18 protein-coding genes and 1 pseudogene are annotated in these 19,256 nt (G+C 74.3%); 5 read left to right on the top strand and 14 right to left on the bottom strand.

Annotated features, from left to right (window positions below; all coding sequences use genetic code 11):
- Positions 1–404 precede the first annotated feature (404 nt).
- Positions 405–1,661: an AGE family epimerase/isomerase gene (locus tag LUU90_RS25600; protein WP_275007093.1), complete on the top strand. Its 1,257-nt coding sequence runs from the start codon at positions 405–407 to the stop codon at positions 1,659–1,661.
- Between the two features lie 18 nt (positions 1,662–1,679).
- Here the strand turns inward: LUU90_RS25600 and LUU90_RS26535 are convergent, their stop codons facing one another.
- From LUU90_RS26535 to modA, 3 genes and pseudogenes are all read right to left on the bottom strand, one after another.
- On the bottom strand, positions 1,680–3,005 hold the full coding sequence (locus LUU90_RS26535; protein WP_275007096.1) for a sulfate/molybdate ABC transporter ATP-binding protein: 1,326 nt from the start codon (positions 3,003–3,005) through the stop codon (positions 1,680–1,682).
- Positions 3,006–3,140: 135 nt separating this feature from the next.
- Positions 3,141–3,896: pseudogene (locus LUU90_RS26530) on the bottom strand (ABC transporter permease); the annotation flags it as partial.
- Positions 3,893–4,690 carry a molybdate ABC transporter substrate-binding protein gene (gene modA, locus LUU90_RS25585; protein ID WP_275007091.1) on the bottom strand — a complete coding sequence of 266 codons (798 nt, stop codon included), beginning with the start codon at positions 4,688–4,690 and terminating at the stop codon, positions 3,893–3,895. The pseudogene LUU90_RS26530 and the gene modA, both read right to left, overlap by 4 nt.
- Before the next feature lie 54 nt (positions 4,691–4,744).
- Here modA and LUU90_RS25580 point away from each other — a divergent pair, with 54 nt between their 5' ends.
- The 3 genes from LUU90_RS25580 (at position 4,745) to LUU90_RS25570 (ending at position 6,784) form a co-directional block, all read left to right on the top strand.
- Positions 4,745–5,203, top strand: a complete 459-nt coding sequence (locus LUU90_RS25580) for an RrF2 family transcriptional regulator (protein WP_275007090.1) — start codon at positions 4,745–4,747, stop codon at positions 5,201–5,203.
- A gap of 151 nt (positions 5,204–5,354) precedes the next feature.
- Positions 5,355–6,290, top strand: a complete 936-nt coding sequence (locus tag LUU90_RS25575) for a sulfite exporter TauE/SafE family protein (RefSeq protein ID WP_275007088.1) — start codon at positions 5,355–5,357, stop codon at positions 6,288–6,290.
- Positions 6,287–6,784 (top strand): MogA/MoaB family molybdenum cofactor biosynthesis protein, encoded by a 498-nt coding sequence (locus LUU90_RS25570; protein WP_275007087.1) that lies wholly within the window; start codon positions 6,287–6,289, stop codon positions 6,782–6,784. The genes LUU90_RS25575 and LUU90_RS25570 overlap by 4 nt, the downstream gene beginning before the upstream one ends.
- A gap of 24 nt (positions 6,785–6,808) precedes the next feature.
- Here LUU90_RS25570 and LUU90_RS25565 read toward each other — a convergent pair whose 3' ends face one another.
- Both LUU90_RS25565 and moaC read right to left on the bottom strand, forming a co-directional pair.
- Positions 6,809–7,048: a MoaD/ThiS family protein gene (locus tag LUU90_RS25565; RefSeq protein ID WP_275007086.1), complete on the bottom strand. Its 240-nt coding sequence runs from the start codon at positions 7,046–7,048 to the stop codon at positions 6,809–6,811.
- A complete protein-coding gene (gene moaC / locus LUU90_RS25560) occupies positions 7,045–7,515 on the bottom strand; it encodes a cyclic pyranopterin monophosphate synthase MoaC (RefSeq protein WP_274997949.1) in 471 nt (156 codons plus the stop codon). The genes LUU90_RS25565 and moaC overlap by 4 nt, the downstream gene beginning before the upstream one ends.
- Before the next feature lie 176 nt (positions 7,516–7,691).
- Between moaC and LUU90_RS25555 the strand changes: the two genes are divergently transcribed.
- Entirely contained in the window at positions 7,692–8,654 is a 963-nt protein-coding gene (locus LUU90_RS25555) for an NAD-dependent epimerase/dehydratase family protein (RefSeq protein ID WP_275007085.1), read from the top strand.
- Here the strand turns inward: LUU90_RS25555 and LUU90_RS25550 are convergent.
- Genes LUU90_RS25550 through LUU90_RS25505 form a run of 9 tightly spaced genes read right to left on the bottom strand, consistent with a single transcriptional unit; the run spans position 8,548 to position 19,251 of the window.
- Entirely contained in the window at positions 8,548–9,636 is a 1,089-nt protein-coding gene (locus tag LUU90_RS25550; RefSeq protein ID WP_275007084.1) for a glycosyltransferase family 9 protein, read from the bottom strand. The genes LUU90_RS25555 and LUU90_RS25550 overlap by 107 nt on opposite strands.
- A 25-nt stretch (positions 9,637–9,661) precedes the next feature.
- On the bottom strand, positions 9,662–10,417 hold the full coding sequence (locus LUU90_RS25545; protein WP_275007081.1) for an SDR family oxidoreductase: 756 nt from the start codon (positions 10,415–10,417) through the stop codon (positions 9,662–9,664).
- On the bottom strand, positions 10,414–11,949 hold the full coding sequence (locus LUU90_RS25540; RefSeq protein WP_275007080.1) for a PfkB family carbohydrate kinase: 1,536 nt from the start codon (positions 11,947–11,949) through the stop codon (positions 10,414–10,416). The genes LUU90_RS25545 and LUU90_RS25540 overlap by 4 nt, the downstream gene beginning before the upstream one ends.
- Positions 11,946–12,611, bottom strand: a complete 666-nt coding sequence (locus tag LUU90_RS25535) for a D-sedoheptulose-7-phosphate isomerase (protein WP_275007078.1) — start codon at positions 12,609–12,611, stop codon at positions 11,946–11,948. The genes LUU90_RS25540 and LUU90_RS25535 overlap by 4 nt, the downstream gene beginning before the upstream one ends.
- Complete coding sequence (locus LUU90_RS25530) at positions 12,608–13,906, bottom strand: glycosyltransferase (protein ID WP_275007077.1); 1,299 nt, start codon at positions 13,904–13,906, stop codon at positions 12,608–12,610. The genes LUU90_RS25535 and LUU90_RS25530 overlap by 4 nt, the downstream gene beginning before the upstream one ends.
- On the bottom strand, positions 13,903–14,910 hold the full coding sequence (locus tag LUU90_RS25525; RefSeq protein WP_275007075.1) for a glycosyltransferase family 4 protein: 1,008 nt from the start codon (positions 14,908–14,910) through the stop codon (positions 13,903–13,905). Before LUU90_RS25525 ends, LUU90_RS25530 begins: the two co-directional genes overlap by 4 nt.
- Complete coding sequence (locus LUU90_RS25520; RefSeq protein ID WP_275007074.1) at positions 14,907–16,013, bottom strand: glycosyltransferase family 9 protein; 1,107 nt, start codon at positions 16,011–16,013, stop codon at positions 14,907–14,909. Before LUU90_RS25520 ends, LUU90_RS25525 begins: the two co-directional genes overlap by 4 nt.
- Positions 16,010–17,566 (bottom strand): HAD-IIIA family hydrolase, encoded by a 1,557-nt coding sequence (locus LUU90_RS26425; protein WP_342471229.1) that lies wholly within the window; start codon positions 17,564–17,566, stop codon positions 16,010–16,012. The genes LUU90_RS25520 and LUU90_RS26425 overlap by 4 nt, the downstream gene beginning before the upstream one ends.
- A complete protein-coding gene (locus LUU90_RS25505; RefSeq protein ID WP_275007072.1) occupies positions 17,563–19,251 on the bottom strand; it encodes a carbamoyltransferase family protein in 1,689 nt (562 codons plus the stop codon). Before LUU90_RS25505 ends, LUU90_RS26425 begins: the two co-directional genes overlap by 4 nt.
- Positions 19,252–19,256: the final 5 nt, after the last annotated feature.

Below are 19,256 nucleotides of genomic sequence, written 5' to 3'. Positions count from 1 at the left end.
GGAACCAGGCACAACCCCACGGGGTCGTGCCTGGTTCCACCCCCTGACTGCATTCCCCCAACAACGCCCCCACAGCCCGCCCGTCACTGCCGCCGGCACCCCACCCCGGGGCCCGGTCCTGCGCGCGGGCCCGGACACCGCGGTCTACCCAGCGTTTACGCCCGAAACACCGACCGTTCCGGGCACAAACCCTGGGCCCGCAACCCGACCCGCCCGGACGCGACTCCGACCAGACGACGCGACCCGACGCCCCGGCCCACCCAGCGATGCGCCGGCCCACCCAGCGATTACGCCCGAAACACCGACCGTCCCGGGTACAAACACTGGGCCGGCGCGGAACGGCTGGGGCGGCCGCACTCTGGGCAACTTGCCGGGGACACAGTGGCCGCGGCTATCGTGGCCATGTGAACGCAGACACAACCCGCACCGGCGCGGGCTCGACCAGCGCCCAGCCCGCAAGCACCGCTGATTCCGCGTGGCGCAGGGAGCACTTCGTCTCGCTGCTGCGTTTCGCTGAAGGGTCTGTCCGTGAGGACGGGGCTGCTTGCTGGCTCGATGACCACGGCCGGCCCGATGCCTCGCACCCCGTGGAAACGTGGATCACGTCCCGTATGGCGCACATCTTCGCCGTGGGACACCTGCTGGGGGTGAGCGGAGCGGACGAGTACGCTGAGCGCGCCATCAGCGGTCTGCAGAACGTGCTCGCCGACCCGGAGTTCGGCGGTTGGCTGGCTGCCCGCGGTGAGGGCGACGAGCTGGTCGGTACGAAGGAGGCCTATGCGCACGCCTTTGTGGTGCTTGCCGCCTCGACCGGCAAGGTAGCGGGCGTCGCCGGCGCATCAGAGCTGCTCACCAAGGCCCTCGCCGTGCTGGACGCACGGTTCTGGGAGCCGGAGCAGGAACTGCACGTGGACGAGCGGTCACGCGACTGGTCGTCGACGTCGGACTACCGCGGAGTGAACGCGAACATGCACTCCGTCGAGGCACTTCTGGCGGCACATGCTGCGACCGGAGACGGACTCTGGCTGGGACGGGCGGCCGCCATCGGTGATCGAGTGGTCAGCTGGGCGAAGTCGAACGAGTGGCGGATCCCCGAGCACTTCGACGCGGCGTGGAATCCGCTCCTCGAGTACAACGCGGACCGGCCGCACGACCCGTTCAAGCCGTACGGCGCGACACCTGGTCACGGGCTCGAGTGGGCGCGGCTGTTGCTGCAGATCGACGCCGAGGCCGAGACTGCCGGACGCCGGACCGATGCCGCGATCGCGCTGTTCGACCGGGCGGTCGCCGACGGATGGGACGCCGAGGGCGGCGGCTTCGTCTACACCACTGACTGGTCGGGCACGCCTGTCGAGGCACGTCGTTTCCACTGGGTCGCGGCCGAGGCGGTCGCCACCGCACATGTGCTCGGGCGCGTCACCGGCGAGGCACGCTACGCCGAGCTCGAGGCCGAATGGTGGGCCTGGATCCAGGCGAATCTCATCGACGCCGAGCACGGCTCGTGGCACCACGAGCTCGACACGGAGAACCGCCCGTCGGGCCGTACGTGGGTCGGCAAGCCTGATGTCTACCACGCTGCTCAGGCAGTGATCCTGCCGGAACTTCCGCTGACCGGATCGTTCGCGGCCTCGGCGCAGCGGGCGGGCCACATCCTGGCCTGACGCCGAAGCCGCCGGTCGCTATCGGTGAAGGACGGTCACCTCGGCCGCCTTCACGACGAACCAGAGTCGCTCCCCGGGCACCGCGCCGAGCTCCGCCACGGCGGCGGGGGTGAGGTCCGCCGCGACCTGTTCCGGCCCGGTGCCGGAGAGGTCCATAGGATCGGGTCCGCCGCCAGGCACGCCAAGGCCTGGCGGGGCATCGATGACACCGCGTGCCCCCGCCATGCTGCGCGTGCCACGCTCGGCGGAGGCCCAGACCCGCAGGAGCGGGCCATGCGGCTCGATCCCGGTCAGCACCACCAGAAAGGCGTTGCGCGGACTGCCACCCGGGGGTTCGCGGTGCACCGAGACAGCGCGTGGTTCGAAGAGGGCGACGGCCTCGGCCTCCGCTTCGAGCGCATCCTCCGTCGTTCCATGGACCTCGCCGAGCGCGGTGGCGAGGACGGCGGTCGACGCCTCGACAGCGCCACCGTTGGGTCCCCGACTGCCCTCCACCGCAGCAGCTGGATCGCCGACCGCCGGATCTCCTGCCGCGATGTCTCCCGCCGCGATGTCTCCCACCGCGGCATCCCGAACCGCCATAACCCGGCCCACCAGCAGGTTCACCCCGGCAAAGCGACCACCGAACGCCGAGCGCGGACGCGTGAGGACCTGCGCTGTCGGCCCGTCCTCGACGACGCGGCCGCCCTCGAGGACGACGACACGGTCGGCGAGCTGCGCGACGTCCAGCAGGTCGTGCGTGACGAGCAGCGTGGTGCGGGGTGCTGCGCGGTGCGCCGCCTGCAGCAGGAGGCGGGCATGCTGCGCGGCACCCACGTCGAGCGCGGAGAACGGCTCGTCGATCAGGAGGACGTCCGGGTCGGTGGCCAGCGCCCGGGCGATCGCCACACGCTGCGCCTGACCGCCGGAGAGCTCGTGCGGGCGTCGTCCGGCGAGGTGCGCCGCGCCGACGTCGGACAGGAGGGAACGCGCGAACGCGCGTGCCGCGGCCCGGGCGGTGCCGCGAGAGACGGGGCCGAAGGCCACGTTGTCAGTGACGGACAGGTGCCGCAGCAGCAGAGCGCGCTGCCCGAGCCAGCCGATGCGCCGGTCGCGCGGCGGTGCGGTCGGGACACCGGGGCCTGCGAGCACGCGATCCCCGATGGTCACCATGACGTCCCCCCTGCGGTCGCCGAGTCCGGCCACGGCCTGGAGCAGCGTCGACTTGCCCGCCCCGTTCGGGCCCAGGACGGCGACCACCTCGCCCGCGGGGACGTCGAGTGAGACATCGACGCCCCGTCCGGGTACGCGGACCCGTACGGTCAGCGGGACCGGCGTCCGGGCCGCGCTGCCGGTCGCGGTCACCCCAGCTGCGGTGCCACCGGACGAGGATCCGTCAGACACGGTCGCGTCGACAACGCTCGCCGCGGGCACGGGGCTGGTCGGAGGTCCGCCGGGTCGCGAGGTCTCCGAGAGCTTCGGGGCCTGAGTGAACCACGGACCGTAGGCCGCGACGATGATCGCGAGAGCCACCACCACGAGCACCAGGGAGAGCGCGACGGCGGCGTCGGGATCCGACGATCGCTGCAGGTAGATCTCGAGCGGCAGGGTCTGGGTCACGCCCTGGAGGGCACCGGCGAACGTGATGGTCGCCCCGAACTCACCGAGCGCCCTGGCGAAGGCCAGCACCGTTCCCGAGACGAGCGCCGGCGCGAGCGCGGGCAACGTCACCCGCAGCAGCACCCGGGTGGGCCGCGCGCCGAGCGTCGCGGCGACGTCCTCGTGGGCCGTGTCATGGGACCGCAGCGCCCCGTCCAGCGTCAGGACCAGGAACGGCAGGGCCACGAACGCCTGCGCGAGCACCACCGCCGCCGTCGTGAACGGGACGCGGATCCCGATGACCTCGAGTACACCGCCCAGCAGCCCGCTGCGTCCCAGCAGCGTGAGCAGCGCGAGACCACCCACCACCGGCGGCAGCACGAGGGGGAGCAACAGCAGCGCGCGGACCAGCCGACGCCCGGGGAACGATGCCCGGGCCAGCACCAGGGCGAGCGGCACCCCGAGCGCCACGCACAGGGTCGTCGCGACGACCGAGGTGCGCAGGGACAGCCAGAGCGCGTCGCGCGCACCAGGGGAGGTCAGGAGCGGCCAGAGCGAGCCGACATCGACGCGGGTGAGCAGCGACGCGACAGGCAGGACCACCAGCAGCGCGCCGAGCGCCGCCGGGAGGACCACCCATCGCGGCAGGCCGTTCACGGCGTGCCGAACCCTGCCTCCGACAGTGCCGACCGGCCCTCCGCACCCGTGACGAGGGCTACCCACTCGTCGGCCAGGTCGGGTGCGGGCGGGTCGGACAGCACCGCGACGGGATACGTGTTGACGACGTCGGCGGCCTCCGGGGTGGGGACGGTCTCGATGTCCTCCGGCTCCGAGGCGGCGTCGGTGACGTAGACGAGGCCGGCGTCCGCCTCGCCCAGGGACACCTTGGCCAGCACGTCGGTCACGCTCGGCTCCTCGCTCACGGTGTGCGGGGTGACACCGGCGGCGTCCGTCACCGCCGCGGCGGCTCGGCCGCACGGCACCTCCGGCGCGCAGAGCACCACGTCGACATCGCGTCGTGCCAGGTCGGCGAGGCTCGTGACACCTGCAGCATTGCCCGTCGGCACCACGATCGTGAGCACGTTGGTGGCGAAGACGGTGGGTGTGCCGACGAGGCCGGCGTCGGTCAGGCGCGCCATCGTGGGCTCGTCGGCGGTGGCGACGACGTCGGCGGGGGCGCCCGCCTCGATCTGGTCGGCGAGGTCGGACGACCCGCCGAACGACAGCGTCACGTCCACGTCGGGGTGCGCGTTCTCGAAGGTGGTCTCCAGGGCGGCGAACGGCTCGCGCAGCGAGGCCGCGGCCAGCACGGTCAGCGTCTCGCCGTCGGACGCAGGGGTGCAGCCTGCCAGGACCAGGCCGGCCCCCAGGCTCACCACCAGAGCGGCGGCCGTGCCCGGTGCGGGAACCCGGCGCCGGGCGCCGGGCGGCAACCTCACGAGTCTTGACACGGTGCCGAGGTTATCCCGGCGCACCCCGCACGACGTACAGGAGAGAATGGGTGCATGAGGATCTCCGCACGAGCCGACTACGCCGTCCGGGCAGCCGCCGAGCTGGCGGCGGCCGACCACGACGGACCCGTCCGCGCCGAGGCTCTGGCACGCGCGCAGGACATACCGCACCGCTTCCTCGAGGGGATCCTGAGCGATCTGCGCCGCGACGGGCTCGTCACGAGCCACCGCGGCGCGGGCGGCGGCTACCGCCTGGCGCGGGCCTCCGACACGATCACCATCGCGGACGTGGTGCGGGCCGTGGACGGGCCGCTGGTCTTCGTCCGCGGCAACCGACCGTCCGACCTGGAGTTCCAGGGTCCTGCCGCACCGCTGCTCCACGTGTGGGTGGCGCTCCGTGCCAATGTGCGCGCCGTGCTGGAGGCGGTCACGCTCGCCGATCTGGTGGCCGGCACGCTGCCCGACGACGTCCGCGCCCTGACGCAGGGCGAGTCGGCCTGGGCCAACTCCTGACGGACCCCTCAGGGTCCCCGGGCGCTCTCCGCATGCCTACTTATCCGATGTTTGAGATGCTTGTTGTTTCCGACCGGGTTAGGCGGTTACTCTGGTCCGGGCCGTCCGTGTGCGGCCTGTGTCGTATTCCCGGACCTGGAAGGTCACGACCATGAGAACCCTGATCCTGCTGGCGCTCGTCGGCCTCGGCGCGCAGCTGGTGGACGGCAGTCTGGGCATGGCCTACGGCGTGACCTCCACGACCCTGTTGCTCGCGATCGGTACCAACCCGGCGTCGGCGTCGGCCACCGTGCACCTCGCCGAGATCGGCACCACTCTCGCTTCCGGCGCCTCGCACTGGCGCTTCGGCAACGTGGACTGGAAGGTGGTGGCCCGCATCGGCATCCCCGGTGCGATCGGCGCGTTCGCCGGCGCCACGTTCCTGTCCTCGCTCTCGACCGAGATCGCCGGCCCGGTCATGTCGGTGATCCTGCTCGGGCTGGGCCTCTACGTGCTGCTCCGCTTCACGGTGCAGGGCCTGCCCGCGCGCTCCGAGAAGCCGCTGCGCCGCCGCTTCCTCACGCCGCTCGGCCTCGTCGCAGGCTTCATGGACGCCACCGGCGGTGGCGGCTGGGGCCCGGTCGGCACGCCCGCGCTCCTCGCGAGCGGCCGCATGGAGCCCCGCAAGGTGATCGGCACGATCGACACCAGCGAGTTCTTCGTCGCGATCGCCGCGAGCGTCGGCTTCTTCGTCGGCCTCAGCGGCGCGGGAATCGACTTCACCTGGGTGCTCGCCCTGCTCATCGGCGGCCTGATCGCGGCACCGATCGCCGCATGGCTGGTCCGCCTGGTGCCGCCGCGCATCCTCGGCTCGCTCGTGGGCGGCGTCATCATCCTGACGAACTCCCGCACCCTGCTCAACAGCGACTGGATCGCCGCGGGCGACGGCGTGAAGATCGCCGTGTACGTGGTGGTCTGGCTCGCCTGGGCCGCCGCCGTCGCCTGGTCCGTGCGTGCCTACCGCCGGGACAAGGCGGCGGAGGTCGCTGTGTCCCAGGAGGCGGAGGCCAAGCCCCAGGAGCCGGAGGCCGATAGCGTGTCGGTATGACGTCAGACCGGGTAGCGGTGATCACCGTCTCCGACCGTTGCGCACGCGGTGAGTCCGAGGACCGGTCCGGGCCGACGGCGGTGTCGCTCCTGGAGCAGGCGGGGCTCACCGACGTGCGCAGCCACCTGGTGCCCGACGGCGTCGAGACGGTCCGGGACGTGCTGCGCACCGCGCTCGACGAGGGTGCCCGGCTGGTGATCACCACCGGCGGTACGGGGATCGCCCCGCGCGACCTCACGCCCGAGGGCACGCGCGAGGTGCTCGACTACGAGATCCCAGGGATCGCCGAGGCGGTCCGCCAGCAGGGCATCGCGGCGGGAGTGGCCACCGCCGCGCTCTCCCGGGGGCTGGCGGGGCTCGCCAGCGCCGCGGACGGCGGGCGGGCGCTCGTGGTGAACCTCCCCGGATCGTCGGGCGGAGTGCGCGACGGGCTCCAGGTGGTGCTCACGCTCTGGCCGCACGTCCGTTCCCAGCTGGTGGGCGGCGACCACTGACACCCGCTCACGGCCCAGGTACGGTCAGCCGCCCGCGAAGGGTGGGAGCACGTCGATCGTGACGCCGTCCGGGATCTTCGCCTCGTCCGACGTCGTGCGGGCGCCCGCGACCAGCAGCGCGCACTTCGGCAGCACCGCGGTCAGGCCCGGGTGGGCGGCGGTGAGGCCGTCGCGGAGGGCGGCGACCGTCGTCGGGCCGTCGAGCTGCTCGGTGGTGACTCCGGCCGCCTCGCGGGCACCGGCGAAGTAGCGGACGGTGATCATTCCGGACGCGTCCAGTCGCCCGACTTGCCGCCCGTCTTGCGCTCCAGGCGCACGTCCGCGAGCGAGACGGACTTGTCGAGCCCCTTGACCATGTCGACGACGGCGAGACCGGCCACCGCGACCGCCGTGAGCGCCTCCATCTCGACCCCCGTACGGTCCGCGGTACGGACGGTCGCGGTGATCGCGACGCCGTCGTCCGTCACCGCGAGGTCCACCGCCGCGCCGTGCACGCCGATCACGTGCGCGAGCGGCAGCAGCTCCGGCGTCCTCTTGGCGGCCGCGATGCCCGCTATGCGAGCCACCGCCAGCACGTCACCCTTGGGCACCGCGCCGTCGCGCAGCGCCCGCACGACGTCGGGCCCGCACCGAACGGTGCCCGAGGCCGTGGCGGAGCGGATCGTCGGCTGCTTGGCGGTGACATCGACCATGCGGGCCTGGCCGCGGTCGTCGAGATGCGTGAAGCTCACGGGACCAGGGTGTCACGTCCTCGGCACGGCTGGACCGCCCTCGCGTTCGGCTGCGAGTGAACCGGGCCCGGTGCACCGTGGAACAGTGCGGTCGAGACCAGGCTGCGGGAGTTCCGGCGAGAGGACGACCCCATGCGCAGCGTGAGCTGGAGACCGTGCCCCGGGGAGGCCCCACGATGAGGGTCGTCGTGACAGGGGGTGCCGGGTTCGTGGGCAGCCGAGTGTGCGAGGTGCTCCTCGAGTCCGGCGCCGAGGTGGTGTGTCTCGACAACCTCCTGACGGGCGCACCGGACAACGTCGGCGGCCTGCGCGGGCACGCTGCGTTCCGGTTCGAGCAGTGCGACGTCGCCGAGGGCTTCGCCTCACGAGCGGTCCGCGCGGCGCTGCGGCCCGGAGTCGACCTGGTGCTGCACCTCGCGTCCCCGGCGTCGCCCGTCGACTACCTGGAGCATCCGATCGAGACGCTCGACGCCGGGTCCCGCGGTACCCGCGCCGCGCTCGACCTGGCGGGCGAGCACAGCGCGCGGTTCGTCCTCGCCTCCACCTCGGAGGTGTACGGCGATCCACAGGTTCATCCACAGACCGAGGAGTACTGGGGAAACGTGAGCAGCGTCGGCCCCCGGAGCGTCTACGACGAGTCCAAGCGGTTCGGTGAGGCACTGACCGCCGGATACCGGCGCGCCCTCGGCACCGACACGGGCATCGTCCGGATCTTCAACACCTACGGGCCTCGCATGCGGGAGCACGACGGACGCGTGGTACCCACCTTCATCCGGCAGGCGCTCGCGGACGAGCCGCTCACCGTAGCGGGCGACGGCAGCCAGACGCGGTCGCTCTGCTACGTCGACGACCTGGTGGAGGGCCTGCTGGCGTTCGCGCGCAGCGGGCACGCCGGCCCGATGAACCTCGGTAACCCGCACGAGCTCACGGTCCGCCGGATCGCCGAGGACGTGATCCGGGCGGTGGGCTCGCAGTCACGGATCGAGTACGTCGAGCGCCCGGTCGACGACCCGGGGATGCGCTGCCCGGACATCACCCTGGCGCGGACCGAGCTGGGCTGGGAGCCGCGTGTCGGCTGGACGGAAGGTCTGGCCCGGACGGTGTCGTGGTTTCGTTCCCGGTCGCGGGGAGCCGCGTGAGCAGGGACTCGCACGCCGCGACCACCTCGTCCACCGGCACCTGAGCGAGCGCCGGGTCCAGCCGACCCGCGTTCGGGTCCCGCCGCGGAGCGTCCCGCTCGCCGTGCCAGATGACGACGTGCCGGGGCAGGTCGATCGACGGCCCCCACAGCGCGGGCGGCGTCGGCCCGAACAGGGTGACCGACGGCGTGCCGTACGCCGTCGCGAGGTGCGCGACTCCCGTGTCCCCGCTGACGAGCAGCCGGGCCGTGGACACCAGCTCGGCCAGCGCGGGCAGGCCGAGCCGGCCCGAGGTGTCGCGCACCGCGTCGCCCGCGTCCGCCTGGAGCCGGACCTGGGCGCAGAGGCCACGCTCGGCCTCCGACCCGGTCAGGACGACGTCGTGACCCTGCGCCGCGAGCGCACCCACCACCCGCGCCCAGCGGGCGGTGGGCCAGCGTCGGGCCTCGGCGGCGGCGCCCGGGTGGGCGACCACCGCGCCCCGGCCACCCTCCTGCGTCCCGGTGCCTTCCACACCTCGTCCGCCCGGCGGGTCGAGCGGGCCGAGGCGTAGGTCCTCGGGTTCGCAGTACCCGCCCACGCTCCGCACGAGCCGGCACCAGCGCAGCACCTCGTGCTCGGTGTCGTCCCAGTCGGGCCCGATGTGGCCGGCGTCGGTGTTGTCGAAGGCGAGCAGTGCGTCCGGCCGGGTCGCCTGCAGCACGCGGTGGCTCTCCGGCCCGCGGCCGTGCAGGTTCACCGCGAGGCATCCCGGAGCGTCCTGGGCGCCGCCCGGGCCCGCCCAGGGCCAGGGGAGCCGGCTCAGCCCCTGGGTCGGCAGGACCGCGTCCACCACCCCGTGGTCGGCCAGCCACTGGCCGAGGGGCCGGGGTGCGGCGAGCACGACCCGGTGTCCGGGCCATGCCCGCCGCACCCCGCGGAGCGCGGCGACGCCGGTGAGCATGTCGCCGAGCCCGAGAGCCCGCAGGACGAGGACGGTCATGACGAGCTCCCGGGAGCTCGCCAGGTCACGGCCACGAGGCCTCACCCGACGCCATGACGAGCATCTCCCGGATCTCGCTGCCCTGCGGCTGCGTCAGTGCCGTCACGACGGCGGCGGCCGTGGCGGCCGGGTCGTTCAGGTCGGCGTCCGGGCCCGGCTTGTACTGCTCGGTGCGGCCGTCGAAGAACGGCGTCCGCATGCCGCCGGGGATCAGGCACGTCACGCCCACCCGGCCCGCGTACTCCGCGGCGAGGGCCTGGGTGAACCCGCGGATGCCCCACTTCGACGCGCAGTAGGCCGTTGCGTCTCCGGCGCCGCGCAGGGCGAGCGTCGAGGCGACGGTCACGACCGTGCCGCGCCGCTCCTCGAGATACGGGAGCACGGCCCGGACCACCGCGACGGTGCCGAGCAGGTTCACGCGGATGACGCGCTCCCAGTCCTCCGCGGCGATGTCGAGCAGCGGGCCGCACGCGTCGATCCCGGCGGCCGTGACCACCGCGTCGGGCGGTCCTACCTGCTCCACCAGCGAGTCGACGGCGGCCTGCGCCGCGCCCGGTTCGCCGAGGTCAGCCGCCGCGAACGGCACGTCGGCACTCGGCTCGGCCACGTCGAGAACGGCCGGGGTGCCGCCGGCGGCGGCCAGGACGTCGACGAGTGCCGCGCCGAGCCCGGACGAGCCGCCGGTGACGAACACCGTGCCGACCGACCGGGGAGCGAGCGGGGACGTTGCGGGAGCGGGTGCGGTGGACGGCGGGGTGGTTGCGGTGGTGGGAGCGATCATGATGACCTCCTCAGGGTCGACGGGATCTGGGACGGCTGGGATTCGGCCGCCCGGACCTGGCTGAAGAGCCCGGTCGTCGAGCGGCCCGGGAGGTACGGCAGAGTCACCACGCGTCCCCCGTAGGAGCGGACGACCGAGGCCTCGGGCAGGTCGGACCACGTGTAGTCGCCGCCCTTGGCCCAGATGTCCGGGCGGAGCGCGGCCACGGCGGCGGACGGTTCGTCGTCGTCGAGGACCACGGCGGCGTCGACGCTCGCGAGGCTCTCCAGTACCCGGAGCCGGTCGGCCAGGGGTACCACCGGTCGCTCGGGTCCCTTGAGGCGCCGCACCGACCGGTCGGAGTTGACCAGCACCACCAGGTGCTCGCCCAGCTGCCGCGCGCTGTCGAGCATCGTGACATGGCCGGCGTGCAGCAGGTCGAAACAGCCGCTCGTCGCGACCAGCACACCGCCCGCCGCGCGCATCCGCGCACCGAGCTCCTCCAGGGACGACGGGCTGCCCTGCTCGACGGGCTGCCGGGCGGCCGTCCGGGCACGCCGGAAGCCGTCGGCGCCCCCGGAGGCGACCCAGGCGCTCGCGGCGACCACACCCTCCCGGACGGCGGTGGTGGCCGCGTCCCCGCGGGCCAGCCGGTCCGTCACGGTCGCGGCGAAGCGGTCGCCGGCACCGCAGGGGTCGGGTCCGTGCGCGGGTTCGGCGGGCAGGTGGCAGACGACGCCGGGGGCGTCGTCGGTGCGGTCGCCGTCGGCCGGGCGGGTGGCGACGAAGGCGCCGCGGTCCCCGGCGGTGACGCTCACCGCCTGCGCGTCCCAGGCCCTGCGCAGCACATCGGCGACCGCCGGGACCTCGGTGTCGGCGTCCGAGGGCGGCACCGGAAGGTGCTGCGCCGCCCGTTCGGCCTCCGCCGCGTTCGGCGTCACGAGCGCCGCGCCGGGGACGGGTTCACCACCCCGCGGGTGCGGGTCCCAGACGAGCGGCACGCGCGCCGCCGACTCGGTGAGGACCTCCCGCAGGAGCGGCTCCCGGGTCATGCCGCCGCCGTAGTCGGCGACGAGGACGGCGTCGCAGCCCGCGAGGGCGTCGCGCACGCGTTCGGCGGTCGCCTGGTTCACCCCGAGCGGGGTGCCCGGGCCGCCGTCGTCCAGGCGGACCAGACCTTGCCCGGAGCTGCGCACGCGCGTCTTGCGGCGGGTCGGACCGTCGTGGCGGAGCGGGACGACGGTGATGTCGGACAGCTGTCGGCGCAGCTCCTGGCCGTCCGCGTCATCGGCGATCGGCGCGACGAGGACGACGTCGGCCCGCTGGGCGCACAGCAGGGCGGCGAGCCCCGCGCCACCCGGGCTCTGGCGGACCTCCGACACGTCGACGACGGGTACCGGGGCGTCGGGGGCCAGCCGGGTCACCGACCCGTCGATGTCCCGGTCGAGCAGGAGATCGCCGACGACGGCCACCTTCGGCCGACCGTCCCCGCCGGGCGAGGTGTCGGCCAGCTTGCGCGAGAGATCACCGACGGCGGCGCCGTTCCCGGTCATGCGTTCGCCCCCGCCGTGCGTGACCCGGTCCGGCGTACGCGTGTGCCGCCCGCGGCGATGTGGGCGTCGAGCACCGCGCAGAGCGTGTGCGCGACGACGAGATGGATCTCCTGCACCGCCGACGTGGAGACCGACGGGACGGCGAGCGCGTCGTCGCACAGTGCCGCGAGCGGGTTGGGCGCCCGGCCGGTGAGCGCCCACGTGGTGAGTCCCAGCTCGCGGGCGCGCCGGGCCGCGACGAGCACGTTGGCGCTCGCGCCGGACGTCGACAGGCACAGCAGCACGTCGCCAGGCCTGCCGTGGGCCGCGACCTGCCGGGCGAACATCTCGTCCTGGCCGTAGTCGTTGACGATCGCGCTGAGGCTGGAGGTCTCCGCGTGCAGGGCGATCGCCGCGAGCGGGACACGCTCGCCTTCGAAGCGGCCCACGAGCTCCGCGGTCAGGTGCTGGGCCTCCGCGGCGCTGCCGCCGTTGCCCGCCACGAGCAGGCGCTGGCCGGAGACCAGCCGTTCGGCGAGGTCCTGGCCCCACGCCTCGATCCGGCCGAAGCTGGAGCTGAGGTGGTCGAGGCCGGTCAACAGGTCGGCGCGGTGCTGGCGGAGCCAGTTCCGGCCGCTGGAGGAGGGCTGGAGGGCGGTCGGTCGGACGGGCTGCGAACTCATCGGGTACCTCCTGCGGAGACCAGCGGAGCCCCTGCCGCAGACCACTGCGGCAGCGGCGCGCGTGCGGACGAGGAACTGACGACCTCGGCGTAGGCCTCGGCCGTCTGCCGGGCCACCGAGGCCCAGCCGTACCGGCGTTCGGCGCGGACGCGGGCGGCGGCGCCGAGGCGGAGCCGGAACCGACGGTCCGCCAGGCGCAGCAACGCGTCGGAGACGGCGGCGGGGTCACGCGGCGGCACGAGCAGCCCGGTGCGCTCGTGCACCACGGTGTCGAGCATGCCTCCGACCTCCGACGCGATGACCGGCAGGCCGCACGCCGCGGCCTCCAGCGGCACGATCCCGAACGGCTCGTACCAGGGGGTGCACGCCACCACGTCGGCGCTGCGGAGCAGCTCGGGTACGTCCTCGTGCGATACCGCGCCGAGGAACCGCACCCGGTCGGCGACACCCAGCCGCTCGGCCTGGGCACGCAGGCGGCGCACCTCTGGATCGCGGTCGAGCTCGCCGAGGGGCGGCCCGCCCGCGACCAGCAGCTCCACCGGAGGGGCGTGCCTGTCGAGGCGGGCAAGGGCCTCGACGACCGTCGCGACGCCCTTGCGCTCCACGAGCCTGCCCAGGGAGAGCAGACGCAGGGGCCGGTCCTCGTCCGCGTGCTGCGCCCGGGCCGGGCCCGGCGTGAACACACCGAGGTCGACGCCGCAGGGCACCACGCGGACCCGGTCGTCCGCCGCGCCCAGCTGCCGCAGCTCGCGGACCTCGTCCCGGCAGGTGGCGATCACCAGGTCCACGTCCGCGCACAGGGTCTTCTCCAGCGGGATCCGTGCGGTGGGGCTGGTATCGGCGCTGCCCTGGTACCGGCGCTTGACCGAGCCCAGCGCATGGAAGGTCTGGACCACCGGAACGGCCGGCAGGTGGCCGTCGTCCGATCGGCGGGTGGCACGCAGCGCGGCCAGGCCCGACATCCAGAAGTGGGCGTGCAGCACGTCCGGCCGCACCTCGGGGTCGGCGAAGCGGGCCGCGAGGTCGTCGCCGAACGGGTGCATCCAGCGCAGCAGCTCGTCCTTCGGCAACCGTTCGGGTGGACCCGCGTCGACGTGCACGACGTCGACGCCGTCGGTGAGCGGGACCCGCTCCGGGAGCGCCGGGTCGTCCCGCCGTGTGTAGACGTCGACGGTGTGACCGTCCGCGGCAAGACGCTGGGCCAGCGCCGCGACGTGGACGTTCTGTCCACCGGCGTCCGCTTCGCCGAGTACGGCGAGGGGGCTGGCGTGCTCCGAGATCATGCCGATCTTCATGGCGACACCTCCTGTGTCAGCAGCGTGGTCCAGCGGTCGAGAAACTGGTCGAGGGGGTAGTGGGCGAGGACGTGCTCGCGGGCGGCCTTGCCGTGGGCGGCAGCCTCCGACGGGTCGGCGAGCCAGCGGCGGGCCACGGCCGCGAGCTCGTCCGGGTCGGCGCTGAGCACGCCGGCCTCGGGCGGAACAGCCGCGTAGGCGGCGGTGACGGGCAGGGCCAGGACGGGCAGGCCGAGGGCCATGGCCTCCAGCAGCGCGAGCCCCAGGCTGGTCCACCGGTACGGGTGCAGATAGGCGCGGGCACCCGCGAGCCGGTCGTGCAGCTCCGCCTGCGGCAGGTCGTACAGGCGGTCGGCCGCTCCCGCCGCCGTCGGGCCCAGGGGTGTGAGGTGCTCGGCGAGCAGCGAGGTCCCCATCCCGTACACCTCGGCCGGTGCCTGGCGGGCGATCTGGAGCAGCACGTCCGTACCCGCGGCGCGCCACCGGCGCACCGGCTCGTTCACCACTGCCGCGATGCACTCGCGCTCGCCCGTGTAGCGGTGGCCCGGGTCGGGGATGCCGTGCTCGATCACCGCCGTGCGCGCCGGGCCGGTGTCCCACATGAGGGCGTTGAACCGGGTCACGTGCACGATGGGGACGTGACCGTCGGCCACGACGTCGACGTCGGCCAGGGGATGCCGTGTGGCGGCGGCGGGCCCGCCCGGGGCGTCGTGCTCCACATACATCGCCGGCACGTCCCGCCCTGCGCGGCGTCCGGTCCACTCCCGCAGGAGCCGGGCCTCGTGCGGCCGCTGGAGCAGGACGGCGTCCACCCCTTCGTCGTCGAACGCCTGGCGCAGCTCCGCGGGTCCCAGCTCCCGTACCGATGCCGGCCAGTCCCAGGTCCGGGCGCGTCCGCGCCCGTCGGCGGGCCGGCCGGGCAGCACCGGCACCAGGTACTCGTGCTCGCCCTGGACGAAGGCCGTGGTCCACGAACCGTGCACGTGCCACAGAAGGATTCTCATGAGGACCACCCCTCGGTGTGGTTCCCGCCGGCGGGGGCCGGCGCGCGGGGCGGCCGGTGCGTGAGCCGCGCGACGGCGTCGGACACCTGTTCCGGCGTGACCGACGCGAGGCAGGGGTGGCCCGGCACGGGGCAGGTGCGGGCCCGTGTACCGCGGCACACCGCGCCCTGGTCGCCCAGCACGAGCCGGGGCACCCCGTAGGGGGCCCACCGGTCCGCGGGGACGACAGGAGCGAACAGGCTGACCACGGGCGTGCCGACCGCGGCGGCCAGGTGGGCGGGACCGGTGTTCCCGACGACCGTGCAGGCGGCCGACTCGAGGACGGCGCCCAGCTGGGCCAGGTCGGTCAGCCCGCCCAGGTCGGTGGCGTGGCCGCCGGCCACGTAGGCGGTGAGGTCCCGTTCCGCGGGGGAGCCGGTCACGAGCACTTCCCAGCCGTCGTCCGCGAGGCGCTCCGCGATGGCCCGGGCGTCCTCGGGCAGCGGCGCCCGGGCGGGTACCGACGCCCCCGGGTGCAGCACCACCGAACGCGGCCGCCAGGTGCCCCCGACGCCCAGGGCGCGCGCGGCAGGCTCCGGCACGGGGGGCAGCGGACGGCGGACGGCGAGCAGCCCGTCGTCCTCCACCGGCAGCCGGGCCCCGGCCCGCTCGGCGAGGTCGAGGGCCGCCTCCACCTCGTGCAGACCCGGCGGGCGCTTGTGCCGCACGTCGAGCAGTGAGCCGGGGTAGTCCTCGCTCACGGCGACGATCCTGCGGACGCCGCCGAGGCGGGCGAGCAGTGCCATCGGGAGCGGCGACTGGTGGAACGACGTGAAGATCACCGCGAGCTGGTAGCGGCGGGCGACGAGGCCGGCCACGAGGTCGAGCACTGCTTCGGACGAGACCCGGGGCGGCTCGGCGCCGGACCACGGCGCGTCGAACCGCAGGACCTCGGTCACGCCGGGCAACAGCTTGGCGGCCTGCAGGCCGGAGCCGGAGACCAGGAGGTCCACCTGATCGTAGGTAGCGGCCAGCGCGCGTACGGCGGGGCCGGTCAGGAGCACGTCCCCGTCGCTGTCGAGCCGGATCGCGAGCACCCGTACAGGGCGTTCTGGGGAGGTCATAGCAGCATCACCACCTCATCGAGAGTGGCGGCCACGACGGGAGCCGCGGACGTCTCCTCCCGTCTGGTCACCTCGGTCGGCACGAGGACGCCGCGTGCACCGGACGCCACTGCGGCGCCCACGTCCGAGCCGATGTCTCCGACCACCGCGCACTCCGCCGGGAGCACGCCGAGCGCCGCCGCCGCCCGGAGCACGAGACCCGGCTCCGGCTTGCGGCAGGTGCACTCGTCCTCCGGTCGGTGCGGGCAGCGCTGCCAGGTGTCGAACGGGCCCAACAGCCGGCGGACCCGTTCGTCGACGGCGTCCACCTGTGCGCTCGTGAGCAGCCCGCGCCCGATGGCCGACTGGTTCGAGACGACGCCGACCCGGATGCCGCCGGCGCGTAGCCCGTCCAGCACGCGCCGGGCGCCGGGCATCGGCACGACGGCGTCGGGGTCACCGTTGTAGGGCACGTCGCGGACGAGCGTGCCGTCCCGGTCGAACAGCACGGCGCGGACGGGCGGTGGCCAGGCGGGCACCCGGCCGTCGAACCCGCTCCGCCACGTCCACGCGCCGCGCGCGCGGTGGGCGACCGCGGCGAACGGGATCAGCACGCTCGTCACGACCATGCGGCGCAGCTCGGGACCGTAGCCCTCGTCGCCGGGCCGTGGTCCGGGCCTGAGCCGCTGCGCGGCGAACGCCGCGGTGAGGGTCGCCCACGCGGTCCCGGCGACGGCCGCGATCGCGCCTGCCACGCGAGGCGCCCGCGTACCGGGGACGGCGGCGGCCACACCGCCACCGAGCGCCGTCAGGCCTGCCGCCACCGTCGCCACGTGCCAGGGCAGGCGGCCCTGGCCGGCTCCGGTGCGCCGGCGCCACTCGCGGCCGTGCAGCGTACGCAGCAGCGCGTCGTCAGCGTTGCCGGCCTGGGCCCGGACACTTGCCAGGTCCCCGGCGGGCCGGACGGGATGCTCCACGAACCGGACGCCGTGCTCGAGATCCCAGCCGGCGTCGCGGAGACGCAGCGCGAGGTCGGCGTCCTCCCGGTACGCGCGGCGGAAGCGCTCGTCGAAACCGTGCACCGCCTCCAGCGCGGCCCTGCGGTAGACCATGTCCGCGGTCGCCCACACCGCCGTCTCCAGCCCGGCGGTGTTGCGTTCGAGGTCGGTCGGGGGTCGGTGGCCCGGCAGCGGCACCACGATCCGGCCCTGCACGCCGGCGACGTCGGGGCCGGCCGCCGCCAGGTCCTGCTCCAGGGCGGCGGCCCAGCCTTCCGGCACCACGACGTCGTCGTCCAGGAAGGCCACCCATTCCGTCCGGACGCTGCGCCACCCGGCGTTTCGGGCGGCGGCCGGCCCGCGCCCGCCGGTGCGGACCACCCGCACGCCGGGTACCGGATCGGGGCCGAGATCGAGGGGTGCGTTCCCGCCGTGGTCGGGGAACACGCGGTCGTCGACCACCACGACGTCGAGCGGCCGCTGCCCGTTCGCGCAGGCGACGCGCACCGAGTCGAGCATCGCTCGCAGCTGCGGGCGGCCGATCGTCGGGACGACTATCGAGTACGACGGAGTCACGCGGCACCTCCGGGCTGCCGCTCGGACGTGAACAGGTCCCCGCGCCGTACGAGGTGCGGACCCAGCACGAGGAGGTCCACGGGCGCGGAGCCGAAGAGCTCGAGCGCGTCGCGCGGGGTGTCCACCATGGGGCGGCCCGCGGTGTTCAGGCTGGTGTTCACCACCACCGGCAGCCCGGTGCGTGCCCGGAACGCCTGGAGCATCGACCGGAGCCGCGGCTGCGAGTCGTCCACCGTCTGGATGCGGGCGGTGCCGTCCACGTGGACGGTCGCGGGGATCCGGTCGCGCCATGCGGGGGCGACGTCGTGGACGAACAGCATGTAGGGGCTGGGGATCGGGCCGCCCGAGAAGATCTCCGGGGCGTCCTCCAGGAGCACCATCGGCGCGACCGGGCGGAACTGCTCGCGGCCCTTGACCACGTTCAGGCGCTCGGTGTTCGCCCGGGTGCCGGGGTGCGCCAGCAGGGAGCGCTGGCCGAGGGCTCGCGGCCCGAACTCGGAGCGGCCGTCGAACCAGGCGACGATCCCGTCGTCGGCCAGCACGCCGGCCACCTGGTCCGGGAGGTCGGCAGGGGTCGTGAACGGCACGCGCGCCGTGCGCAGCGCGTCCGCCAGCTCGTCGTCGGACCAGCCGCGGCCCAGCGCCGCCGAAGCCATGGGCACGGTGGGCACGCCCGCCTCCGCCGTGAGCTGCAGGGCCGCGCCGAGCGCCGTGCCCGAGTCACCCGCGGCGGGCTGGACCCAGACGTGCTCGAAGGGGGTCTCGCGCCAGAGCCGGGAGTTGGCCACGCAGTTCAGCGCGGTGCCGCCGGCCATGGTCAGCGCCGAGTCGCCGGTCCGCTCGTGCAGCGCCGTGGCGAGCTCGACGAGCAGCTCCTCCAGCCGTGCCTGCACCGACGCCGCGAGGTCCGCCTGGTCGGGGGGCAGACCGCCCGTGCCGCTGGGCTCCTGGATGGTGCCCGGCACGGCCGGAGCCGCCCACCGCGACCAGTCGGGAGCCTCGGCCACGAACCCGCCCTCCGGCGTGGGCCGGAGCAGCTCCCGCAGCTCGGGCAGGAATCGCGGCCGGCCGTACGACGCGAGCGCCATCACCTTGTACTCGTCGCTGGACCGCAGGAAGCCGAGGTGCTCGGTCAAGGACTCGTACACGAGGCCGAGGGAGTGCGGCAGCTCCTGGCTGGCGAGCACCTCGAGCTGCCCGCCGTCGTACCGTCCTGCCAGGTAGGAGGACCGCTCGCCGCGGCCGTCGAGGGACATGACGCTGCACGTCGGGAACGGTGAGGCGAGCGCCGCCGATGCGGCGTGCGCCACCTCGTGCGGCACGAAGCGGACGGCGGCGGGGTTCAGCCCGGGCAGCGCGGTGGCGATGAACTGTGGCGCCCGCTCGGCGTACAGCTGCCGCAGCCAGTCCCACGGGTCGGGCAGACCCATCTCGTCCGACGGCTTGGCGAGAGCCGGGTCGAACGAGTACGCGACGGCGTCCAGGTCCTCCGGCTCGAGGCCGCCGACGTCGAGACACCACCGCATCGCCTGCTCCGGAAGCTCCCAGGCCGCGAACGGGACGGGACGCTTGCCGTGCTTGCGCCTGGTGAACCGCTCCTCCTCGGCTGCGGCGACCACATGGCCGTCCACGACGAGAGCGGCCGACGGGTCATGGAAGAGGGCATTCACGCCAAGAACTCGCACAGTGA

This window comes from Promicromonospora iranensis (genome assembly GCF_028994775.1).
GTDB classification, from domain to species: domain Bacteria; phylum Actinomycetota; class Actinomycetes; order Actinomycetales; family Cellulomonadaceae; genus Promicromonospora; species Promicromonospora iranensis_A.
Note: the sequence above shows the minus strand (reverse complement) of the source record. Positions and strands in the feature narration are given on the sequence as shown.

What these genes read in the sequence shown, in the direction of transcription:
- LUU90_RS25580 (WP_275007090.1), top strand. Translation starts at nt 4,745, where the DNA reads ATGAGGATCTCCGCACGAGCCGACTACGCCGTCCGGGCAGCCGCCGAG.
- LUU90_RS25535 (WP_275007078.1), bottom strand. Translation starts at nt 12,611, where the DNA reads ATGAGTTCGCAGCCCGTCCGACCGACCGCCCTCCAGCCCTCCTCCAGC.
- LUU90_RS25540 (WP_275007080.1), bottom strand. Translation starts at nt 11,949, where the DNA reads ATGACCGGGAACGGCGCCGCCGTCGGTGATCTCTCGCGCAAGCTGGCC.
- LUU90_RS25575 (WP_275007088.1), top strand. Translation starts at nt 5,355, where the DNA reads ATGAGAACCCTGATCCTGCTGGCGCTCGTCGGCCTCGGCGCGCAGCTG.
- LUU90_RS25555 (WP_275007085.1), top strand. Translation starts at nt 7,692, where the DNA reads ATGAGGGTCGTCGTGACAGGGGGTGCCGGGTTCGTGGGCAGCCGAGTG.
- LUU90_RS25570 (WP_275007087.1), top strand. Translation starts at nt 6,287, where the DNA reads ATGACGTCAGACCGGGTAGCGGTGATCACCGTCTCCGACCGTTGCGCA.
- LUU90_RS25565 (WP_275007086.1), bottom strand. Translation starts at nt 7,048, where the DNA reads ATGATCACCGTCCGCTACTTCGCCGGTGCCCGCGAGGCGGCCGGAGTC.
- LUU90_RS25520 (WP_275007074.1), bottom strand. Translation starts at nt 16,013, where the DNA reads ATGACCTCCCCAGAACGCCCTGTACGGGTGCTCGCGATCCGGCTCGAC.
- LUU90_RS25530 (WP_275007077.1), bottom strand. Translation starts at nt 13,906, where the DNA reads ATGAAGATCGGCATGATCTCGGAGCACGCCAGCCCCCTCGCCGTACTC.
- LUU90_RS25550 (WP_275007084.1), bottom strand. Translation starts at nt 9,636, where the DNA reads ATGACCGTCCTCGTCCTGCGGGCTCTCGGGCTCGGCGACATGCTCACC.
- LUU90_RS25525 (WP_275007075.1), bottom strand. Translation starts at nt 14,910, where the DNA reads ATGAGAATCCTTCTGTGGCACGTGCACGGTTCGTGGACCACGGCCTTC.
- LUU90_RS25545 (WP_275007081.1), bottom strand. Translation starts at nt 10,417, where the DNA reads ATGATCGCTCCCACCACCGCAACCACCCCGCCGTCCACCGCACCCGCT.